At 68.5% G+C, this 19,280-nt stretch carries 21 protein-coding genes; 16 read left to right on the top strand and 5 right to left on the bottom strand.

From position 1 onward, the window contains the following. Window positions 1–179 precede the first annotated feature (179 nt). The 13 genes from JHL17_RS14255 to fabG are packed head-to-tail and all read left to right on the top strand — an operon-like array spanning window position 180 to window position 11,454. Window positions 180–455, top strand: a complete 276-nt coding sequence (locus JHL17_RS14255) for a phosphopantetheine-binding protein (protein ID WP_247893535.1) — start codon at window positions 180–182, stop codon at window positions 453–455. After that, window positions 455–1,099: a COG4648 family protein gene (locus JHL17_RS14250; RefSeq protein ID WP_200194136.1), complete on the top strand. Its 645-nt coding sequence runs from the start codon at window positions 455–457 to the stop codon at window positions 1,097–1,099. The genes JHL17_RS14255 and JHL17_RS14250 overlap by 1 nt, the downstream gene beginning before the upstream one ends. Further along, window positions 1,096–2,454 carry an AMP-binding protein gene (locus JHL17_RS14245; RefSeq protein WP_200194135.1) on the top strand — a complete coding sequence of 453 codons (1,359 nt, stop codon included), beginning with the start codon at window positions 1,096–1,098 and terminating at the stop codon, window positions 2,452–2,454. Before JHL17_RS14250 ends, JHL17_RS14245 begins: the two co-directional genes overlap by 4 nt. An 11-nt stretch (window positions 2,455–2,465) precedes the next feature. Next, window positions 2,466–2,759 carry an ApeI family dehydratase gene (locus tag JHL17_RS14240; RefSeq protein WP_200194134.1) on the top strand — a complete coding sequence of 98 codons (294 nt, stop codon included), beginning with the start codon at window positions 2,466–2,468 and terminating at the stop codon, window positions 2,757–2,759. Beyond that, the gene (locus JHL17_RS14235) at window positions 2,756–3,721 is read left to right on the top strand and encodes a lysophospholipid acyltransferase family protein (protein ID WP_200194133.1); all 966 of its coding nucleotides are present in this window, start codon (window positions 2,756–2,758) and stop codon (window positions 3,719–3,721) included. Before JHL17_RS14240 ends, JHL17_RS14235 begins: the two co-directional genes overlap by 4 nt. 28 nt (window positions 3,722–3,749) lie before the next feature. Continuing rightward, window positions 3,750–4,310 (top strand): LolA family protein, encoded by a 561-nt coding sequence (locus tag JHL17_RS14230; RefSeq protein WP_200194132.1) that lies wholly within the window; start codon window positions 3,750–3,752, stop codon window positions 4,308–4,310. Beyond that, on the top strand, window positions 4,307–6,667 hold the full coding sequence (locus tag JHL17_RS14225) for an MMPL family transporter (protein ID WP_200194131.1): 2,361 nt from the start codon (window positions 4,307–4,309) through the stop codon (window positions 6,665–6,667). Before JHL17_RS14230 ends, JHL17_RS14225 begins: the two co-directional genes overlap by 4 nt. Continuing rightward, window positions 6,660–7,469: a polysaccharide deacetylase family protein gene (locus JHL17_RS14220; protein ID WP_200194130.1), complete on the top strand. Its 810-nt coding sequence runs from the start codon at window positions 6,660–6,662 to the stop codon at window positions 7,467–7,469. Before JHL17_RS14225 ends, JHL17_RS14220 begins: the two co-directional genes overlap by 8 nt. Next, window positions 7,462–8,271, top strand: a complete 810-nt coding sequence (locus JHL17_RS14215; protein WP_200194128.1) for a class I SAM-dependent methyltransferase — start codon at window positions 7,462–7,464, stop codon at window positions 8,269–8,271. Before JHL17_RS14220 ends, JHL17_RS14215 begins: the two co-directional genes overlap by 8 nt. A 9-nt stretch (window positions 8,272–8,280) precedes the next feature. Then, the gene (locus JHL17_RS14210) at window positions 8,281–9,474 is read left to right on the top strand and encodes a beta-ketoacyl-ACP synthase (RefSeq protein WP_200194127.1); all 1,194 of its coding nucleotides are present in this window, start codon (window positions 8,281–8,283) and stop codon (window positions 9,472–9,474) included. Then, on the top strand, window positions 9,474–10,286 hold the full coding sequence (locus tag JHL17_RS14205) for a beta-ketoacyl synthase chain length factor (protein WP_247893562.1): 813 nt from the start codon (window positions 9,474–9,476) through the stop codon (window positions 10,284–10,286). The genes JHL17_RS14210 and JHL17_RS14205 overlap by 1 nt, the downstream gene beginning before the upstream one ends. Then, on the top strand, window positions 10,277–10,738 hold the full coding sequence (locus JHL17_RS14200; protein WP_200194125.1) for a hotdog family protein: 462 nt from the start codon (window positions 10,277–10,279) through the stop codon (window positions 10,736–10,738). The genes JHL17_RS14205 and JHL17_RS14200 overlap by 10 nt, the downstream gene beginning before the upstream one ends. After that, window positions 10,735–11,454: a 3-oxoacyl-ACP reductase FabG gene (gene fabG / locus JHL17_RS14195; protein ID WP_200194124.1), complete on the top strand. Its 720-nt coding sequence runs from the start codon at window positions 10,735–10,737 to the stop codon at window positions 11,452–11,454. The genes JHL17_RS14200 and fabG overlap by 4 nt, the downstream gene beginning before the upstream one ends. Here the strand turns inward: fabG and JHL17_RS14190 are convergent. From JHL17_RS14190 to JHL17_RS14180, 3 genes are read right to left on the bottom strand one after another with little or no spacing between them, the layout of a single operon-like run. Then, on the bottom strand, window positions 11,435–12,220 hold the full coding sequence (locus JHL17_RS14190) for a glycosyltransferase family 2 protein (RefSeq protein WP_345773811.1): 786 nt from the start codon (window positions 12,218–12,220) through the stop codon (window positions 11,435–11,437). The genes fabG and JHL17_RS14190 overlap by 20 nt on opposite strands. After that, the gene (locus JHL17_RS14185) at window positions 12,217–12,999 is read right to left on the bottom strand and encodes a lysophospholipid acyltransferase family protein (RefSeq protein WP_200194123.1); all 783 of its coding nucleotides are present in this window, start codon (window positions 12,997–12,999) and stop codon (window positions 12,217–12,219) included. The genes JHL17_RS14190 and JHL17_RS14185 overlap by 4 nt, the downstream gene beginning before the upstream one ends. Next, a complete protein-coding gene (locus tag JHL17_RS14180) occupies window positions 12,948–14,273 on the bottom strand; it encodes an FAD-dependent oxidoreductase (RefSeq protein ID WP_200194121.1) in 1,326 nt (441 codons plus the stop codon). Before JHL17_RS14180 ends, JHL17_RS14185 begins: the two co-directional genes overlap by 52 nt. Window positions 14,274–14,687: 414 nt before the next feature. Here JHL17_RS14180 and JHL17_RS14175 point away from each other — a divergent pair, with 414 nt between their 5' ends. From JHL17_RS14175 to JHL17_RS14165, 3 genes are all read left to right on the top strand, one after another. Beyond that, a complete protein-coding gene (locus JHL17_RS14175; protein WP_200194120.1) occupies window positions 14,688–15,548 on the top strand; it encodes a MipA/OmpV family protein in 861 nt (286 codons plus the stop codon). 32 nt (window positions 15,549–15,580) lie between these two features. Then, window positions 15,581–16,360, top strand: a complete 780-nt coding sequence (locus JHL17_RS14170) for a class I SAM-dependent methyltransferase (protein ID WP_345773810.1) — start codon at window positions 15,581–15,583, stop codon at window positions 16,358–16,360. 143 nt (window positions 16,361–16,503) lie between these two features. After that, window positions 16,504–16,947, top strand: coding sequence for a hypothetical protein (locus JHL17_RS14165; protein ID WP_200194119.1), 444 nt, complete (start codon window positions 16,504–16,506; stop codon window positions 16,945–16,947). Window positions 16,948–16,970: 23 nt separating this feature from the next. Here JHL17_RS14165 and JHL17_RS14160 read toward each other — a convergent pair whose 3' ends face one another. Further along, entirely contained in the window at window positions 16,971–17,762 is a 792-nt protein-coding gene (locus tag JHL17_RS14160; protein WP_200194118.1) for an SDR family NAD(P)-dependent oxidoreductase, read from the bottom strand. A gap of 258 nt (window positions 17,763–18,020) precedes the next feature. After that, window positions 18,021–18,980, bottom strand: coding sequence for an RNA polymerase sigma factor RpoH (gene rpoH, locus JHL17_RS14155; protein ID WP_200194117.1), 960 nt, complete (start codon window positions 18,978–18,980; stop codon window positions 18,021–18,023). Window positions 18,981–19,280 lie beyond the last annotated feature (300 nt).

Genomic DNA, 19,280 nt, shown 5'->3' with positions numbered 1-19,280 from the left:
AAGCTTCAACTGGACGAAACGATCACTCCAAAATAATGATGGCATCGCCCTGGGTGCATAGCTATCGTGACGCCTGAAATTGCGAATCCTATCGTTCCAATACGGCTTTCATTCCCAATGGTTATATCCAAAGGGATAGAAGATCGCAGGGGCGGCAGGCGTTGCTTTAGTGAGGCATGATGAGTGACTTGAAGGCCCTGTCGCCGACCGAACTCGATCTGGCGACGCTGATCGTGAACACCCTCACCCTGGAAGCCGACCCGGAGAGCATCGACCCGGACGCCCCCCTGTATGGCGAGGGTCTGGGCCTCGATTCGATCGACATCCTGGAGGTGGCGCTCGCCGTCTCCAAGACTTATGGGGTGAAGCTGCGGGCGGACGACGAGAACAACACGAAGATCTTCACCTCGCTGCGCACGCTGAACGACCACATTCAACAGCTCAAAGCCGCTTGATGCCGGGTGTCGCTGCCTGGGCCAGGGGAGGGGCCGCGGTGGGCGCCGGCCTGTCGCTCTTCGCGCTCTATCCCCTGCTGGTCCATGGCGCCATCGTCGCCGACCTCGACGCCGACACCGCGCTGATCCTGGCGCTGGTGCAGGCGGGGGTCACCGGGCTGGTGATCGGCCGTGCCGCACCGCGGTTCCGCTGGGTCGCGCTGGCCGGCGCCATCGCCCTGTTCGGGCTGTCCTGGCGCTCGGCCCGCGACGGGCTGCTGGCGGCTTCGGCGATCAGCCATGCCGCGATCTATGTCGGCCTGCTGACCCTGTTCGCCCGCACCCTGCTGGCCGGGCGGGAGCCGCTGATCACCTGGGTCGCGCGGCGCATCCGCGGCAGCCTGACCGACGAGATGCTGGTCTACACCCGCCGCGTCACCATCGCCTGGTGCCTGTTCTTCGCCGGCCAGCTGGCGATGTCGGCCCTGCTGTTCGTCTCCGCCCCGCCCGCGTTCCGGTCCTTCTTCATCAACGTGCTCGACCTGCCCCTGGTCGCCGCGATGTTCCTGGCGGAATACGCCTACCGCCTGCGGAAGTTCCGCAACCACTCCCACGGCTCCATCGCCGACGTCGTCCGCGTCTTCTCGGAGCGGCCAACCCCATGACCATCCTGTCCACCAGCCGCCTGCCGCTGCTGCGCCACGGCAGCCCCGACGCCCTGTTCGCCTGGCATGACGGCCGTCCGGTGACGGTGCGGGCTTACCTCGCCGCCGTCCATGATCTGGCGCGGCGCCTGCCCGATGGCGCCTATCTGCTGAACCTGTGCGGCGACCGGCTGGGCTTCGCCGTCGGGCTGGGTGCCGCCCTGCTGCGCCGGCAGATCAGCCTGCATCCCCCCAACGACACTCCGGACACGCTGCGCCAGCTGGAGGAAGGCTACCCCGGCCTGATCTGCCTGACCGACGCCGGGGTACGCTATCCCGGCATGGCCTGCGTCGACGCGCTGCCCCGGGACGGCCTCGACTCCCTGACCGCTCCGCCGGAGGACGCCGACCTCGCCTTCCCGGCAGATCAGGTGGCGGCGATCGCCTTCACCTCCGGCTCCACCGGCCGGCCGATGCCGCAGGTGAAAAGCTGGGGCACCCTGGTCCGCAGCGTCCATGGCGCCGGTACCGCGCTCGGGATCGCCCGGCTCGGCCCAGCCGGACTGGTCGGCACCGTGCCGCACCAGCACATGTACGGGCTTGAGTCGGTCATCCTGCTGGCGCTCCAGCATGGCCTGGTCCTGCATGGCGGCCGTCCGCTGTTCCCGGCCGACATCGCCGCCAGCCTCGACGATCTCCCGGGCCGCCGTATCCTGGTGACCACGCCGGTCCATCTCCAGGCGCTGCTGGCCGACGGCACCGCCCTGCCGCCGCTCGACTTCATCCTCTGCGCCACCGCCCCGCTGGCCCCACAGCTCGCCATCGACGCCGAGGCGAAGCTGGGCGCCCCGCTGCACGAAATCTACGGCTGTTCGGAGACCGGCCAGCTCGCCGTCCGCCGCACCAGCGCGACGGCGGAGTGGCTCTGCATCGACGGTATCCGCCTGCGCCAGGACGAGCAGGGAACCTGGGCGTCGGGCGACTTCCTCGACGGCGAGACCCTGCTGGCCGACGTGATCGAGCTGAAGAGCGATACCCGCTTCGTCCTGCACGGTCGCTCCGCCGATCAGGTCAACATCGCCGGCAAGCGCAGCTCGCTCGCCTTCCTCAACCACCATCTGAACTCGGTGGAGGGGGTGAAGGACGGCGTCTTCTTCATGCCGCGGGAGGGGGAGAGCGGGACCACCCGCCTCGCCGCCCTGGTGGTGGCGCCCGGCCTGACCGCCGAGACTCTGCTGGCCCACCTGCGCGAGCGGATCGACCCGATCTTCCTGCCACGCCCCTTGCAGTTCGTCGATGCCCTGCCGCGCAACCCGACCGGCAAGCTGCCGCGCGAGGCGCTGCTGCGGATGCTCGACGATCCCCGACGCGAGTAGGTGGCGACGCCGTGCCTCATCAGACCGAGATCCACTTCCCCGCCGACCACCCCACCGCCGCCGGGCATTTCCCCGGCAACCCGGTCATTCCGGGCGCCGTCCTGCTCGATACCGCGCTCACGGCCATCGCGGCGGCGGAAGGACTGATCCTTGGGTCCTGCCGCCTGCGCGCGGCGAAGTTCCTGCACCCGGTGCGGCCGGGCGAGAGAATGCGGGTCGAATGGCAGGCCGCCCCGGCCGGCGGCATCGCCTTCACCGGCAGCGTGGCGGGCAAGCCCGTGATGACCGGCAGCGTGACCTCATGAAGCTTCCCCTGCGTGCCAAGCCGGCGGCCGACGCCGCGTCCGCGCCGGTCGGCGCGCCGCCTCCGCGACGGCGGCGGCGCAAGGAGTGGATGAACCGGCCGGAACGCAGCACCACCGCGGCGATCAAGTTCATCGTCTGGGTCGCCCTACGGTTGGGCCGGCGGGCGGCACGGCTGCTGCTCTACCCGATCTGCCTCTATTTCGTCCTGTTCTCGCGCAAGCCGCGGAAAGCGTCGGCGCACTTCCTGTCCAAGGCGCTGGGCAGGGCACCCTGCTTTGGCGACCTGTTCCGCCACTATCACGTTTTTGCCGCCTGCCTGCTCGACCGCGTCTTCTTCCTGAACGACCAGACCGACGATTTCGACATCCGCGTCCATGGCGAGGACATCGTCATCGACCTGATGCAGCGGGGGGAGGGGTGCCTGCTGCTCGGCGCCCATATGGGCAGCTTCGAAGCGATCCGCATGCTGGGCCATCGCCAGCGCGACCTCCGCGTCAGCCTGGTGATGTACGAGGAGAATGCGCGCAAGATCAACTCGGTCCTCAACGCCATCAACCCCCTGCTGTCGATGGAGGTGATCGCGCTGGGGCGCCCCGATTCGATGCTGCGCGTGCGCGAAAGGCTGGACCAGGGCCATTTCGTCGGCATGCTGGCCGACCGCACCCTGGATGGCGAGGAGGAGGTCCGCCTGCCCTTCCTCGGCCAGCCGGCCGGCTTCGCGCTCGGTCCCTTCCAACTGGCGGCGATGCTGAAGCGGCCGGTGGTGCTGATGGTCGGGCTGTACCAGAGCGGCCGCCGCTATGACGTCCATTTCGAACGCATCGCCGATTTCTCCGATGTGCCGGTGCAGGAGCGATCGGGACTGGTGCGCTGGGCGGCCGGGCGTTTCGCCGACCGGCTGGAGCATTACGCCAAAGCCTCTCCCTACAACTGGTTCAATTTCTATGATTTCTGGAAATAGCCCCCCCCGCCGCCCGATCCTTATCGGCTTGGCCGCTTTCCTGCTGGCCGGCACCGCGGCACATTCCCTGGCGGCGGAGTCCTGGGGTTTGGAGGATTTGTTCGCCCGCTTCGCCAAGATCACCAGCTCCGATGCCCGTTTCACCGAAACGCGCGAGGTCGGCCTGCTGACGACCCCGCTGGAGAGCAGCGGCACGTTGACCTACCGCCGTCCCGACCTGCTGGAAAAGCGCACGCTGCGGCCCGAAGCGGAAAGCCTGCGGCTCGACGGCGACCGCCTGACCCTGACCCGGGCCGACGGCGCGTCGCGCACGCTGTCGGTGTCGTCCATGCCGGAAATCCAGACCTATGTCGAAAGCATCCGGGCGACCCTGCGCGGCGACGTACCCACCGTCATGCGCTTCTACGAGGTGGCTTTGGAAGGCTCCCTGCAGGATTGGCGGATGCAGTTGACCCCGCGGGCGGAGGAGGCGCGCAGGATCGTGCAGCGCATCGTCATCGCCGGCCGCGAGGCGACGATCCGCCGCATCGAGGTGCTCCAGGCCGATGGCGACCGCTCCGTCATGACCATCCAGCCGGACCCGGCATGACCGCTGCGGTGCGAAGGGCCGGATGGGGCATCGCGCTGTGGCTGGCCGGGCTGATCGCCTGCGGCCTTCTGGTCGCGCGGACGCCGATCACCGCCGACCTGTCGGCCTTCCTGCCCCGGTCCCCTTCCGCCACCCAGCAATTGCTGGTCGACCAGCTGCGCGACGGCGTCGTCTCCCGTCTGATCCTCGTCGCGATCGAGGGGGACGCGCTGGACCGGCTGACCGGCATCAGCCGTTCCCTCGCCGCCCGGCTGCGCGGCAATCCGCTGGTCGCCGCGGTGGAGAACGGCGAGCGGACCGGGCGCGGCCCCGACGGTGCCTATCTCTGGACCAACCGCTATCTGCTGAGCCCCGCCGTCACCGCCGAGCGCTTCACCGCCGACGGGCTGCGGCGGGCGCTGGAAAACGATTTGCGGCTGCTGCAATCGCCGGCCGGCATGGCGCTGAAACAGGCCCTGCCGGCGGACCCCACCGCCGAGATCCTGAGCCTGACCGACCGGATGCTGGGCGACTCCAGCGGCCCGGCCAGCCGCGACGGCGTCTGGGTGTCGGCCGACGGGGCGCGGGCATTGCTGCTGGTGCAGACCGCCGCCGCCGGATTCGACCTCGACGCCCAGCAGAAGACGCTGGACCTGATCCGCGGCGCCTTCGCCGAGGTGAAGGGGGCGTCCGGACCCGCCGCTCTGGTGATGACCGGGCCGGGCGTCTTCTCGGTCCAGACCCGCGACCGCATCGAGGCGGATGCGACCCGGTCCTCGATCATCGCCACGGTGCTGGTGGCCGGCGTGCTGCTGCTGGTCTACCGCTCCCTGCGGGTGCTGGCGCTGTCGCTGCTGCCGGCGGCGACCGGCACGCTGGCCGGCATCGCGGCGGTCGGGCTGGGCTTCGGCACGGTGCACGGCATCACGCTGGGCTTCGGCGTCACTCTGCTGGGCGAAAGCGTCGATTACGCCATCTACCTCTTCACCCAGACCCAGCCCGGCAGCCCGGCCCGGCATACCCTTCGGCGCATCTGGCCGACCCTGCTTCTGGGCGTCGCGACCTCCGTCGCCGGGTTCGGGTCGATGATGTTTTCCAGTTTCAGCGGGTTGGCGCAGCTCGGCCTCTTCTCGATCACCGGGCTGGTGGTGGCGCTGGCCGTCACCCGCTGGGTGCTGCTGTCCCTGCTGCCGGATGGCTATTCGACCGAACGCCCGGCCCGGCTGGCGCCGCTGCTGACCGCGCTGACCCGTTCCGCCCCGGCGCTGCGCCTGCCGCTGGCCATCGCGACTCTGCTGTCCTTGGCGTGGCTGGTCCACCAAGGCCCCGCCGTCTGGTCGGCCGAGCTGTCGAGCCTCAGCCCGGTGGCGGAGGCCGACCAAAGGCTGGACGAGGCGCTGCGCCGCGACCTCGGCGCCCCCGACGCCGGCCATCTGCTGGTCATCGGTGGCGCCACGGTGGAGGAGGCGCTGGCCGCCGCCGAACGGCTGGTGCCGACCCTCGACGCGCTGGCCCGGGAGCGCCTGATCGCCGGCTATGATTCGCCCGCCCTGACCCTGCCAAGCCAAGCAGCCCAACGCATGCGCCAAGCCGCCCTGCCGCCGCCCGACCAACTGCGCGAAGCCCTGGACCGAGCCCTGCAAGGCCTGCCTTTCCGCCCCGATGTCTTCGCGCCTTTCCTGACCGACGCCGAAACGGCGAGGACTCAGCCGCTGCTGACACCGGTCAGCCTGGACGGCACCAGCCTGAAGCTGAAATTCGACTCCCTGCTGGTCCGCCACGGCACCGGCTGGACCGCGATGCTGCCGCTGCGCGGCGTCGCCGACCCGCGGGCGCTGGGCACCCGTCTGGCCGGCGAGCCCGCGGCACGGGACGCCATCCTGCTGAACCTGAAGGAGGAGTCCGACAGCCTCTACCGGACCTACCGGCAGGAGGCCTTGACGCTGGCGGTCCTCGGCGCCCTCGCCATCACGCTGTTGCTGGCAGTCGCCCTGCGCTCCTGGCGGTCGCTGGCGGTCGCGGTGATGCCGCTGGCGGCGGCGGTCGTCGTCACCATGGCGCTGCTGACCGCGCTGGGCCAAACGCTGTCGATCTTCCATCTGGTCGGTCTGCTCCTAGTGGTCGGCGTCGGCTCCAACTATTCGCTGCTGTTCCAGCGGCCGGAGCCGTCCCTGCCCTTGCGCGAACGGACCGTCGCCTCGGTCGCCATCGCCAATCTCTGCACCGTCATCGGCTTCGGCACGCTGGCCTTCTCCGGCATTCCCGTCCTGCACGGTATCGGCATGACGGTGGCGGTCGGCGCCTTCCTCAGCCTCGCTTTCGCCGCCGTGCTGAGCCGCCGGACCCCCGTCGAACCGGAAGCCTCAGCCCATGGCTGAGCGCCGGAGCTGGTCCCCGTCGCCTCTGCTGAACGCCTCTGCCGCGCTGCATGCCGCGGCCCTGGCCGGCGTGGCGTTTCTGCCCGCCGCATGGCCCTGGGCACTGGGCGCCGTCGTCGGCAACCACGCCCTGCTGGGCGCCGTCGGGCTTTGGCCGCGCAGCGGCCTGCTCGGTCCCAACCTGCGCCGCCTGCCCGACGCCAACGCCCGGCTGGGCCAGGTCGGCCTCTGCTTCGACGACGGCCCCGATCCGGAAGTGACGCCCACCATCCTCGACCAGCTGGACCGGGCGGGCGCCAAGGCCAGCTTCTTCTGCATCGCCGCCCGTGCCGCCCGCCACCCCGCCCTGGTCGAGACCATCGTCCGGCGCGGCCACACGGTGGAGAATCACAGCTGGCACCATTCCCACCGCTTCGCCGCTATGGGCATCGGCGCCATCCGCCGCGAGGTGGGGGAGGCACAGCGCATCCTGACCGACCTCGCCGGCCGGCCGCCCCGCTTCTTCAAGCCGCCGGCCGGTTTGCGCAATCCCCTGCTGGAGCCCGTGCTGGCGGGTTTCGGCCTGCATCTGGCGACCTGGACCCGGCGCGGCTTCGACGCCGTGCGACGCGACCCCGCCAAAGTGGAACGGCGCCTGATGCGGAATCTCGCCGCCGGCGACCTGCTGATGCTCCATGACGGCTCCGCCGCCCGCGACGGCACCGGCCGGCCGGTGGTGCTGACGGTGCTGCCGCGGCTGCTTGACACCCTGTCCGCCCGCAAGTTGTCGGCCGTTTCTCTGGAGGTGGTGGCCGATGACTGACGCCGTGTTCCGCGATCTGGTCAGCGCCGCCGCCCGTCCGTACCGTCGCTGCGGCCGCTACGCTTGGCATTTCGCCAAGGGCAAGCTGGCCGGCGATCCCGTTTTCCGCCATCTGTTGAGCCGGGCGCTGCTGCCCGCCCGCGGCCGGCTGCTCGACCTCGGCTGCGGCCAGGGAGTACTGACGGCCCTGCTGCGCGCGGCTGCGGAACGGCATGCGGCCGGCGACTGGCCGGCGGACTGGCCCGCCCCGCCCACGGCGCTCGCCACCCACGGAATCGAGCTGTCGCCCGGACGGGTGCGCACCGCTCAGCTGGCGCTGGGCGCCGACGCGGTCGTCCGCGGCGACATCCGCGACGCCGACCTGCCGGCCTGCGACGCCATCGTCATCCTCGACGTGCTGCTTTATCTCGGCCGGGCGGAGCAGGCGGCGGTGCTCGCCCGCTGCGCCGACGCGCTGGCGCCGGGCGGGCTGCTGCTGCTGCGGGAGGCCGACGCCGACGGCGGCCTGCCCTTCCGGGTCACCCGCTGGGCCGAACAGATCGCCTGCGCCGGACGCGGCCGATGGCGCCAGCCCCTGACCTACCGCCCGGCGGCGGAGTGGTCGACGCTGCTGGCCGAACTCGGCTTCGATACCGCGGCTCTGCCGATGAGCCAGGGCACACCTTTCGCCAACACCTTGTTCATAGCCCGCCGAAGCAACGGCGGAGGCCGAATTTGCCCTTCCTGGGATGAATTCTCCGATGCTAGCATCCGGCCGGCAATGAATCCGCAATCCGCCGCCGATCCGGCCCAGAGATCATAAGAACTCATCGTGCAGCCACTTTCCCTAAGCCATATGAGCATCGTCAGCAGTCTTGGCGCCGGCCAGGATGCAACCCTGGATGCTCTGCGCAGCGGCCGGGGCGGCCTGAAACCTTGCAGGTTCGAGACGGTCGCTCTGGACACGCATATCGGCGAAGTGCGGGGGGTGGAGGACGTCCGGCTGCCGGACGATCTCGCCGGCTATGACTGCCGCAACAACCGGCTGGCCGAGATGGCTCTGCGCCAGGACGGCTTCGCCGACTCCGTCGCGGCGGCGCGCGAGCGCTATGGCGCGCACCGGATCGGCGTGTTCCTCGGCACCAGCACCTCCGGCATCCTGTCGGCCGAACTGGCCTTCCGAGCGCGCGATCCGCAAAGCGGAGGCCTGCCGCCAACCTTCAACTTCGCCACCACCCACAGCACCGGATCGCTCGCCGATTTCGTCCGCCGTCGCCTGGGACTGGAGGGACCGGCCTTCGTCGTCTCCTCGGCCTGCGCCACGACATCGAAGGTCTTCGCCAACGCCGCCCGCATGATCGCCGCCGGGCTCTGCGACGCCGCAGTGGTCGGTGGCGCGGACAGCCTGTGCCTGACGACCCTCTACGGTTTCCATTCCCTGGAGCTGGTGTCCCCCGCCCCCTGCCGTCCCTTCGATGTCCAGCGCAGCGGCGTCTCGCTCGGCGAGGGTGCCGGCTTCGCCCTGCTGGAGCGGGCGGAAGCGGGGCCGTCGTCCGGGGCCGTCCATCTTCTGGGTGCCGGCGAAAGCAACGACGCCCACCACATGTCGACCCCGCATCCGGAGGGGCTGGGCGCCCGGCTGGCGATGGAACGGGCGCTGTCCAGCGCCGGGCTGCGGCCGGGCGACATCGATTATGTCAACCTGCACGGCACCGCCACCACCTATGGCGACGCGGCGGAGGATCAGGCCATCACCGGACTGCTCGGCACCCGCATTCCGGTCAGCTCGACCAAGGGCTATACCGGCCACACGCTGGGGGCCGCCGGCATCGTCGAGGCGATCATCAGCGTCATGGCGCTGCGCACCGGCCTGATCCCCGGCAGCCCGCAGACCCGCACTCTCGACCCCGCCTTGCGCAGCCGCTACCTCCAGGCCAACGAAAAGGGACGGCTGGACCGCGTGATGACCAATTCCTTCGGCTTCGGCGGCAGCAACAGCAGTTTGATCTTCGGGTGGGCGGCGTGATGCGGGTCCATGTCGAGGGCATCGGCCTGCTCGGCCCCGGCCTTGCCGGCTGGGCGGAGTCCCGGGCCGTGCTGACAGGCGGCAGCCCTTATGCGGCCTCGCCGGCGGTGTTGGCCGCCAGCCCGCTGCTGCCCCCCGCGGAGCGGCGCCGCAGCGTGCCGACCGTCAAGCTCGCCATGACGGTGGGAGCGGAGGCGCTGGAGCAGGCGGGTCGCGATCCGGCCACCGTCGCCACCGTCTTCGCCTCGTCCAGCGGCGACCCCGACACCTTGCACCAAATCCTGGAGACGCTGGCGACGGAGCAGCGCGACATCTCGCCGACGCGCTTCCACAACTCCGTCCACAACGCGCCGGCCGGCTACTGGAGCATCGCCACCCGCTGCCGCGAGCCGTCGACCAGCCTGTCCGCCCATGACGAGAGCTTCCAGGCGGGACTGCTGGAGGCGGCGGCGGAGGTGGCGGCCGACGGCTGGACCGTCGGGCTGATCGCCTACGACCTGCCCTATCCGGAGCCGCTGAACGAGGCCCGTCCGATCACCGGCACCTTCGGCACCGCTTTGGTGCTGACACCCCAGCCGACCGACCGTTGCCTTGCCTGCCTGGACATCGACCTGACGCGGGGGGATGAGCCGGTGAGCCGCATGGCCGACAGCGGGCTGGAGTCCTTGCGGACCGGCAACCCGACCGCGCGCGCGCTGCCGCTGCTGGCAGCGCTTGCGCGTGTCGGCAACGGGGGCCATCCGGAAACCGTGGTGCTCGACCTGCCGCCGGGCGGACGGGTGGTGGTCCGGGTGGGCCAGCCATGCCGATGACGCGCCCGATGACGCGCGACGAACTCGCCGGGCTGATCCCGCATGCCGGGACGATGTGCCTGCTGGACGGCGTGCTGGCCTGGGACCGCAGCCGCATCCGCTGCATCGCCCGCAGCCATCGTGCCCCGGACAACCCGCTGCGCCACGCCGGCCGGTTGGCCGCGCTGTGCGGTGTCGAATACGCATCCCAGGCGATGGCGGTGCATGGCGGACTGACAAGCGGCGGCGAACGCCCGCCGGCCGGCTATCTCGCCAGTCTGCGCGACCTCGCCTGTCACGTCGCGCGGCTCGACGACATCGCGGAGGATTTGATCATCGAAGCCGAGAATCTGACCGGCGAGGGCAGCCGCATGATCTACGGCTTCTCCGTCACCGCAGGGGGCCGCGAGTTGCTGAGCGGCCGGGCGGCGGTGGTGATCGATGCCGGCGGCACGGATCGGGGGGTGGCATGAAGCGCGCGCTCGTCACCGGCGGCAGCGGCACGCTGGGCTCCGCGATCTGCAAGGCGCTGGCTGCCGAGGGCCATCATGTGCTGGTCCACGCCAACGGTTCGCCCGACCGGGCGCGGGCATTGGCAGCGGAGATCACCGTGACCGGCGGATCGGCGGAAGCGGTCGCCTTCGACGTCACCGATGCCGAGGCAACCACGACAGCGCTGGACCGGGTGCTGGAAGCCGGCCCGATCCAGATCCTGGTCAACAATGCCGGCATCCATGACGACGCGGTGATGCCGGCGATGCGTCGGCAGCAATGGAGCCGCGTCATCGACGTGTCGCTGAACGGCTTCTTCAACGTGACCCAGCCGCTGCTGATGCCGATGATCGGTACGCGCTGGGGCCGCATCGTGACGGTGTCGTCGGTGGCCGCCGTCGCCGGCAACCGCGGCCAGACCAACTATGCCGCCGCCAAGGCCGGGCTGCATGGCGCGACCAAGTCGCTGGCGCTGGAACTGGCGCCGCGCGGCATCACCGTCAATGCGGTGGCGCCGGGCATCATCGCTTCGCCGATGGCCGACATCGCCTTCGATGCCGACATGGTCAAGCGGCTGGTGCCGATGAAGCGCGCCGGCCGGCCGGAGGAGGTGGCCGACCTCGTCGCCTTCCTGGCATCCGACCGCGCCGCCTACATCTCCGGCCAGATCGTCTCGATCAACGGCGGGATGATCTGAAGGACCGGGAACGGACCCGGCGCACTGCCAGCATCGGCAGGCGGCCGATGAAGCCCAGCATCAGCCGGGTATGCATCCAGGTCAGCAGGGCGTTGTCGCGGTAGTAATTGAAATGGGAAACGCCGCCTTCCTCCGGCTTGAAATAGCGGACCGGGGCGGCGACGTTGATGGTCGGCACACCGCGCCAGCACAGCCGCACGGCTGCCTCCGGATCGAAATCGAACCGCCGCATCCACGGGTTGCGCCGCATCACCGCCCGCAGCGGCGCGATGGGATAGACGCGGAAGCCGAACAGCGAATCGCCGATCCCGCCCCACAGCGTCTCCAGATTGGCCCACCAGTTGGAAATCTTGCGTCCGCCCACCCGCAGGCGCGGCGCGGCGGCATCGAAAACCGGCTTGCCCAGCACCACCGCGTCGGGATGGGCCAGCGACACGCCCTGGAACTGGGGAATGCGGTCGGCCGGGTGCTGGCCATCGGCATCCATGGTCAGCGCATGGGTGAAGCCACAGCGCTCGGCCTCCTCCAGCCCATGCAGCACGGCGGCTCCCTTGCCGCGGTTGACGGGCAGCTCCAGCACCCGCAGATGCGGATCGTCCGCGGCCATCGCGCGCACCGTCTCCGTCGTGCCGTCGGTGCTGCCGTCGATGACGACCCAGACCGGTGCCCAATGCTCGCGCGCGGCCAGCACCGTCTCGGCCAGTTTCGGCCCGGTATTGTAGCTGGGAATCAGGACGAGATGGCTGGAAGAGGCGTCGGTGATCACAGCTCTGTCCTGTAATGGCGATCCAAATCCTCGACGAGCAGGCGCACATCCGTCGGCGGATCGAAGCGTCGGCCGAGGCGGACGGTGTAAACCAGGGGAAATTCCGGTTTGCGGAACAGCGGCCAACCCTTGCCGAGGAAATTGCTGTTGGCGTCGATGAAGACGGTCTGCACCGGTGCACCGGCGGTCTTGGCGATCAGCGCGAAGCCGCCCTTCAGCGCGTTGACCGGCGCCTGTTCGGTCCGCGTGCCTTCGGGGAAGATCAGCAGCTGACGCCCGGCACGCACCTGCTGCGCCGCCATCTTGACCAGGGAGTTCGGCGCATCGTTGCGGATGTAGCCGGCCATGCGAGCGCCGCCGCCGAGGAAGAGGTTGTCGTAGACCTTGGCCTTGGCGATGCACACCACGTCCGGCAAGCGCGAGATCAGCAGCACGGCGTCCATGATCGACGGATGGTTCGGGCAGATCAGCAGCCCGTCATCCTCCTTCAGCGCATCCAGCGCCGACAGGTCGGTCTTCAGCACCCCGCAGGCGCGCAGCGTGCCGAGATACAGGCGGAAACCCGTCCCGATCGCCTGCCGGCCGAGCGGCCCGGCGATCCGGCGCGGCAGGAACGGGCCGATCAAGGCCGCAGTCAGGCTCCAGGCCAGCGACATCAGGCCGAACAGGAACAGCAGGCAGTAGAACAGGGGGTATTCCCAGGCCCGTCGGACCGCGCCGCCAAGGGTTAGACCGCGTCGCCCAGGGGGGTGCGCACGTTCTGCCGCCGTTTCCGCCATGCCATGTAGTTCCTTTTCATGTCCAGCAGGGCGTTCATATAGTAGATCGCCTTGAATATCTTCAGCCGCGTCTTGATCGGCGACGGGCGGAAGACGTCGCCGGCCAACAGCGACAGCAGCGCCTCCTCCACCCGGAAGACGTTGCGCGGCCCCATGAACAGGTTGCGCAGCGCCGGCGTCGTCACCCGGTAGATGTACCAGGAGAAGGTGCCGATGCCCTGGCGGACGGATTGTTCGAAACGCCTCAGCGCCTGCTCCTGCCGCGCCGGCTCGCGCAGGCAGGAATCGACCGCCTCGGCCCCCTCGAAGGCGCTGGTCATCGCCAGATAGACGCCGGTGGAAAAGACCGGATCGATGAAGGCGAAGGCGTCGCCCAGCATGACGTATCCCGGTCCGGACATGCGGTCGGCCTGATAGGAGAAGTTGCCGGTTCCCGTCACCGGGCCGGTGAGTTCCGCCCCCTCCAGCCGTTCCGCGAGAGCCGGGCAGAGGGCAACGGTGTCGAGGAAGAAGCGCGTCTGGTCGGTCTTGCGCGTCTTGAAGTAATAGGGCCAGCAGACCGCCCCGACGCTGGTGGTTCCATCGGCCAGCGGGATGAACCAGAACCAGCCATGGTCGAACCAGAAGACGGTGATGTTGCCTTCCGCCTTGCCCGGCAGCCGCTTGGCACCGGTGAAATGGCCGAACATCGCCGCACTGTTGTGCTTGGTGTTGCGCCGCTTGATGCCGAAGCGCGAGGCCAGCAGCGTGTCCCGGCCGGACGCGTCGACCAGGAAGCGCGTGCGCAGGCTGCGGCTCGTGCCGTCCTCCTGCCGGGCGGTGACGATGCTGCCTTCGGTGCCACGGATGTCGACATCCGTAACCTTGCAGCCTTCGAAGACCGTCGCCCCCTTGGCGGCGGCGTTGCGGATCAGGATGTGGTCGAATTCCGACCGCCGGACCTGGAAGGCGTAGGGCTTGGTCTTGTCCCAGGCATTGGCGAAGTCGAAGGTGACGGCCTTGCCGTGATAGGGCGATACGAATTCCGCCCCATATTTCAACATGCCGATCCGCTCGACCTCCTCCAGCACGCCCAGCCGCTCCAGCAGCGGCAGGTTGCAGGGAAGCAGGGACTCGCCGATGTGGAAGCGGGGATGATGGTCCTTTTCCAGCAGCACCACCCGATGGCCCTTGCCGGCCAGCAGAGCCGCCGCGGTAGACCCGGCAGGGCCGCCGCCCACCACCAGAACATCGCAATCGTAATCGGAACCGTTCGACAGCATGGGGCCCGCCACTCTCCCAGTTTTCCCTGCTTCGGGATGTTCGAGGTTGATACTCGTTCCTGACATCAATTCTGGCAATACACCGTACAACTCTTGCAAATATTTTATCAAACCCACTTATGTGCGATCCAGGGACAAAAGCCCGACATTGCCCTTTATCTTGAGCCTAGCCAAAAGACATATCCATCCGGCAGGGATATCAGCATCCACTGTTCGACTATAATGCCGTACCGATGTTTCAGGTTGATTTCAGTCTACGCTGCACAGTGCTGGGGGATTCCCAGCGATGCACTTCAAGGATCGCAATCTTCTTGAGTGGTTACCCATTTGGTGACATGCGAACCCTCTTGCCTGCCGAGGTCTCCGCCCACAAGATGCCGACGGTCTGAAATCGATCAACTCAACCGGGGATGCATGGTGCGTGTGTTGTCAACGACGCTTGCCGTTGCCGCCTCCGCCATGTCGGCGATCCTCTGCCTACCGGTCCAGGGCAATGCGCAGGACTCGGGAAAGCCGCTGTTCGAGATCGGCATCGGCGGCGGCGCCGGCTATATCCCCGACTATCCCGCCGCCGACCAGAATCATGTCCAGGCCGCCGCCCTGCCCTATGTCATCTATCGCGGCGACGTGTTCCGTGCCGACCGCAACGGCATCCAGGGCCGTCTGTACCGGTCCGGCCGCGTGACTTTCGAGGTCAGCCTGGAAGGTGCGCTGGGCTCCTCTGCCGACCACAACCGGGCGCGGCAGGGGATGCCCGACATCGACCTGCTGGGGGAGGTCGGGCCGGCGCTGAAGATCAACCTGCTCCGTGACGTCGACCGGCGCGACCGGGTCGATCTGACCCTGCCGGTGCGCAGCGTCTTCTCAATCGATTTCAGCCGCATCAAATACCGCGGCCTCGTCTTCGCGCCCGACGTCGCCTACAGCAGGGCCGGCATGATTTCCGGAGACGACCAATTCCGCCTCAGCCTGGGGCCGATCTTCGCGTCCAGCCATCTGATGGACTATTTCTATCAAGTGGACCCGCAATATGCGCGCCCGGACCGTCCGGCCTACGACGCGCGGGCCGGCTATCTGGGACTGCGGCTGCACAGCTCGCTGGTCATGCCGGTGACGGAGCGGATTTCCGCCTTCGGCGCCGTTCGGGGGGAGCTGTTCTCCGGCGCCACCAACGACGACAGTCCGCTCTACAAACGCACCCTCAACCTGTCGGTCGGAGCCGGCTTCACCTTCTCGCTCTACCGCTCGGACAGCCGGGTCAGCGCTGTGAGCGACATTCTCGACTGAGCCCGCTCCCTTCCACCAAGGAGACCAAAGCCGTGCCGACCGAACCCTCCCCCCGCGTCGGCACCGCCGTCGAACCTCACCCCGTTCTGGACGCCTATTACGGGGACAAGGCCCAGCGGCAGCATTTCGTCCGCGGGCTGTTCAACCGGACCGCCCATCATTACGACCGCATCAACGCGATCTTCGCGATGGGCTCCGGCTCCTGGTATCGGGCGCAATGCCTGCGCCGGGCCGGGTTGCGGCCGGGGATGCGGGTGCTCGACGTCGCCATCGGCACCGGTCTGGTCGCCCGGGAGGCGGTGGCGCTCTGCGGCGACGCCGACGCCGTCATCGGCCTGGATCTCAGCGAAGCGATGCTGGCCGAGGCTCGGCGCAGCCTGTCCATCCCGCTGATCCAGGGGGTGGCCGACGCCCTGCCGCTGGCCGACGGCAGCGTCGATTTCGTCACCATCGGCTATGCGCTGCGCCATGTCGGCGACCTGACCGCCACCTTCCGCGAGTTCCGCCGCGTGCTGCGACCGGGTGGAACCGTGCTGGTGATGGAGATCGGCCGGCCACGGCGCCCGGTCACCCGCCATCTGATGAACGCCTATCTCGGCATGGTGGTGCCGGCCGTCTCGCGGCTCAGCGGCGGCGGCGAGAGCGGCCGGACGCTGATGCGCTATTATTGGGAGACGATCGACCGCTGCGTGGAACCGGAGGTCATCACAGACGCGATGGCCGCAGCCGGGCTGGCTCAGGTGCGCTGCGACACCGATTACGACCTTTTCAAGAACTATACCGGGCGGCAGCAGGCGGAAACCGCGAATTGAAAGCGGGGCAACCGGCGGACTGCCTGTTGTTACTACCCCTCTTAGGCATTGTTCATCCGCCTTTGCCGATGCCGTCCTGGGGTTATCGCACTCATAGTCGCTCTCGCGAGGCAATGACCAGAACGGAACCGGTGAGGAAAGACATGGTGGGGAAAACGACTTGGGCGGCACTGTCCGTCGTGGCGCTGCTGATCGGCTGCGCCGGCCAGCAGCAGGGCTCGGCCACCGGCACCACCGCCTCGGCTGCGCCGTCGACACCAGGTGCAAAGATGGTGAAGTCACGCGACGGCCGGTACGAAGGCGAGGTGATCGGCACCCCCGCTCCCGGCAGCCGCTTCTCCAAGCTGCAGATCGGCATGACGATGGAGGAGGTCTCCACCCTGATCGGCGGCCCCGACAACATGATCCGGCACGAGACCGGCAAGCGCTGGATCCCCTTCTATTTCGGCAACGACGCCCAGCGGCTGCAAGTCATCTACCGCAACGAAGGCTGCCTGACCTACACCGGCGGCAACGTCTTCGGCGGAGGCGGCTCGGAACTGATCCGCATCACCGTTGCACCGCAGGGCGGCTGCCTGGACACCTGATCCCAAGCGTCCGACGAACCCGGTCAGTGCTTGCCGGACCCCGGTTCCGCCATCTTGCGGTGCTGGCCGGCCAGCAGGCCGGAGGGGGTGACGGTGGCGATCGCCGTCTGGAGCTTGTTTTTCCAGCCGGCAACCACGTCGCCCTCGCCGCTCATCATCGCATCGAAACCGACTTTGGCGACCATGGCCGGGTCATCCTTCTTCCCCTGGCCGACCTCGGTGTCCATCATGCCGGCACGCTCGAAGAATTCGGTGTCGGTCGGGCCGGGCATCAGGCAGGTGACGGAGACGCCGCTGTCCTTCAACTCGTCGCGCAGCGCGAAGGAAAAGGAATCGATGAAGGCCTTGGTCCCGTTGTAGACCGCCTGGAAGCTGCCGGGTATGAAGCCGGCGATCGAGCCGGTGATCAGGATGCGTCCCTGGCCACGGCCGCGCATGTCGCGGCCGATCTTCTGGATCAGGTAGAGCGTGCCGGTGATGTTGGTGTCGATGACGTGGCGGGCTTCGGTGAAATCCTGGTCGAGGAAAGCGTGTCCCAGCCCGTGTCCGGCATTGGCGAGCAACGCATCGACCGCCCGGCCCTTCAGGGCGGAATGAAGCCGGTCCACCCCGTCCAGCGTGGCGAGATCGGCCTGGACCGTCTCGACCGCAGCACCCAGCTTGCGCAGGTCCACCGCCGCCTGTTCGATCGCCGGATCGTCGGCGGCGATGACGAGGTCGAAGCCATTGCCGGCGCATTGCTTCGCAAGCTCGAATCCGATGCCGCTGGAGGCTCCGGTGACGACGGCGAATTGCGTGTTGGCGGCGCGGGCCATGGGACGTTCCTCTCGAATGATGGAGCTGCCCCGAACAACCCTGCCGCCGAAAGGCGGGTTCCGATTTCGTCGCTCCCCCTACCTATCCGTGCAGAGGATATGGGGACTGGACCCTGACGGTAGCGCACCGGATGCCCCATTCGGACGATACCATTCGAAGAGGGAGCGCGAGAGCGGCACGACGAGTAAGGGCGCGGCCTTCGAAAGCCGCGCCCTTTCCAAATCAGACGGCCGAAAACCGTGCGTCAGTCCGCCCGGTCAGGCGGTGGCCAGCAGGCGGTTCTTCTCCACCGTCACCTGTTCCGTCCGCGCGGTGGCGATCACCGCCTTCTGGAGCTTCTCGAAGGCACGCACCTCCAACTGCCGCACGCGCTCGCGCGAGACGTGGAAGGTCTGGCTCAGCTCCTCCAGCGTCAGCGGCTCGTCACGCAGGCGGCGGGCAACCAGGATCCGGCGCTCACGGTCGTCGAGCACGCCCAGCCCCAGATTCAGGAACTGCTGGCGCCGACGGCGCTCCTCGGACTCGGCCAGCGTCGTCTCCTGGTCCGGCCGGTCGTCGGCCAGCAGATCCTGCCACTCGGCATCGCCGTCTTCCGACAGGCCGACATTCAGCGAGCGGTCGTTGCCCAGGCGGCGGTTCATCTCGACCACCTCCGCCTTCGACACGCTGAGTTCGGTCGCGATGCTCTCCACCGCTTCCGGCGACAGGTCGCCGCTCTCCAGTTCCTGCATCCGCGCCTTCAGGCGGCGCAGGCTGAAGAACAGCTTCTTCTGCCCGGCGGTGGTGCCGATCTTCACCAGCGACCAGTTGTGCAGGACATATTCCTGGATCGCGGCACGCACCCACCAGGACGCATAGGTGGCGAAGCGGAAGCCCTTGCCGGGATCGAACTTCTGTGCCGCCTGCATCACGCCGACATTGCCCTCCGCCACCAGATCGGCCAGCGGCAGGCCGTAGCCGAGATAGCCACGCGCCATCTTGACGACAAGGCGCAGGTGGCTGCCGACCAGCTTGTCGAGTGCCGCCGGATCCTGATGGTCGTGCCAGCGGACGGCCAGCTCATGCTCCTGCTCGGGAGTGAGATACTGATACTTGCGGGCGTCCTGCAGATAGAGCTGCATCGGTTCGGCGGAACGGGGTTCGGCAACGCGAGATTCGACGGTGCGAGGTTGAGTGGCGGCGGATTGGGCGGTGCGGGTTTCAGCGTTGCGCTGCATGGTGTCTCTATCTCTCCCAGCCGACGGGAGCGGCGCCGTGGGCGAAGGCCCTGGCGTGGTTCGGGTCGGTCCTTGTTGAAGGTCGGTTATTGGTTTGTTGCGTTGCCGGCATTCGACGCTGCCGGACGGCGTGCACCGGGTCTCGGTGCAGGATCGAAGGGGTCCTCTCCGGCCCCGCGGGCAGCGCGACGACCGGGGAAGGGGGCGTGGCAGCCAGCACGCCGCGGCGCCGGAGAGGAACGGCAGGGCCAAGCGGTCAGCGCGGCCGAACCGGGTGTAAAAGAGCGGTCATAGGGACGA

It is taken from the genome of Azospirillum endophyticum (assembly GCF_016595245.1).
Classification (GTDB): domain Bacteria; phylum Pseudomonadota; class Alphaproteobacteria; order Azospirillales; family Azospirillaceae; genus Azospirillum; species Azospirillum endophyticum.
Note: the sequence above shows the minus strand (reverse complement) of the source record. Positions and strands in the feature narration are given on the sequence as shown.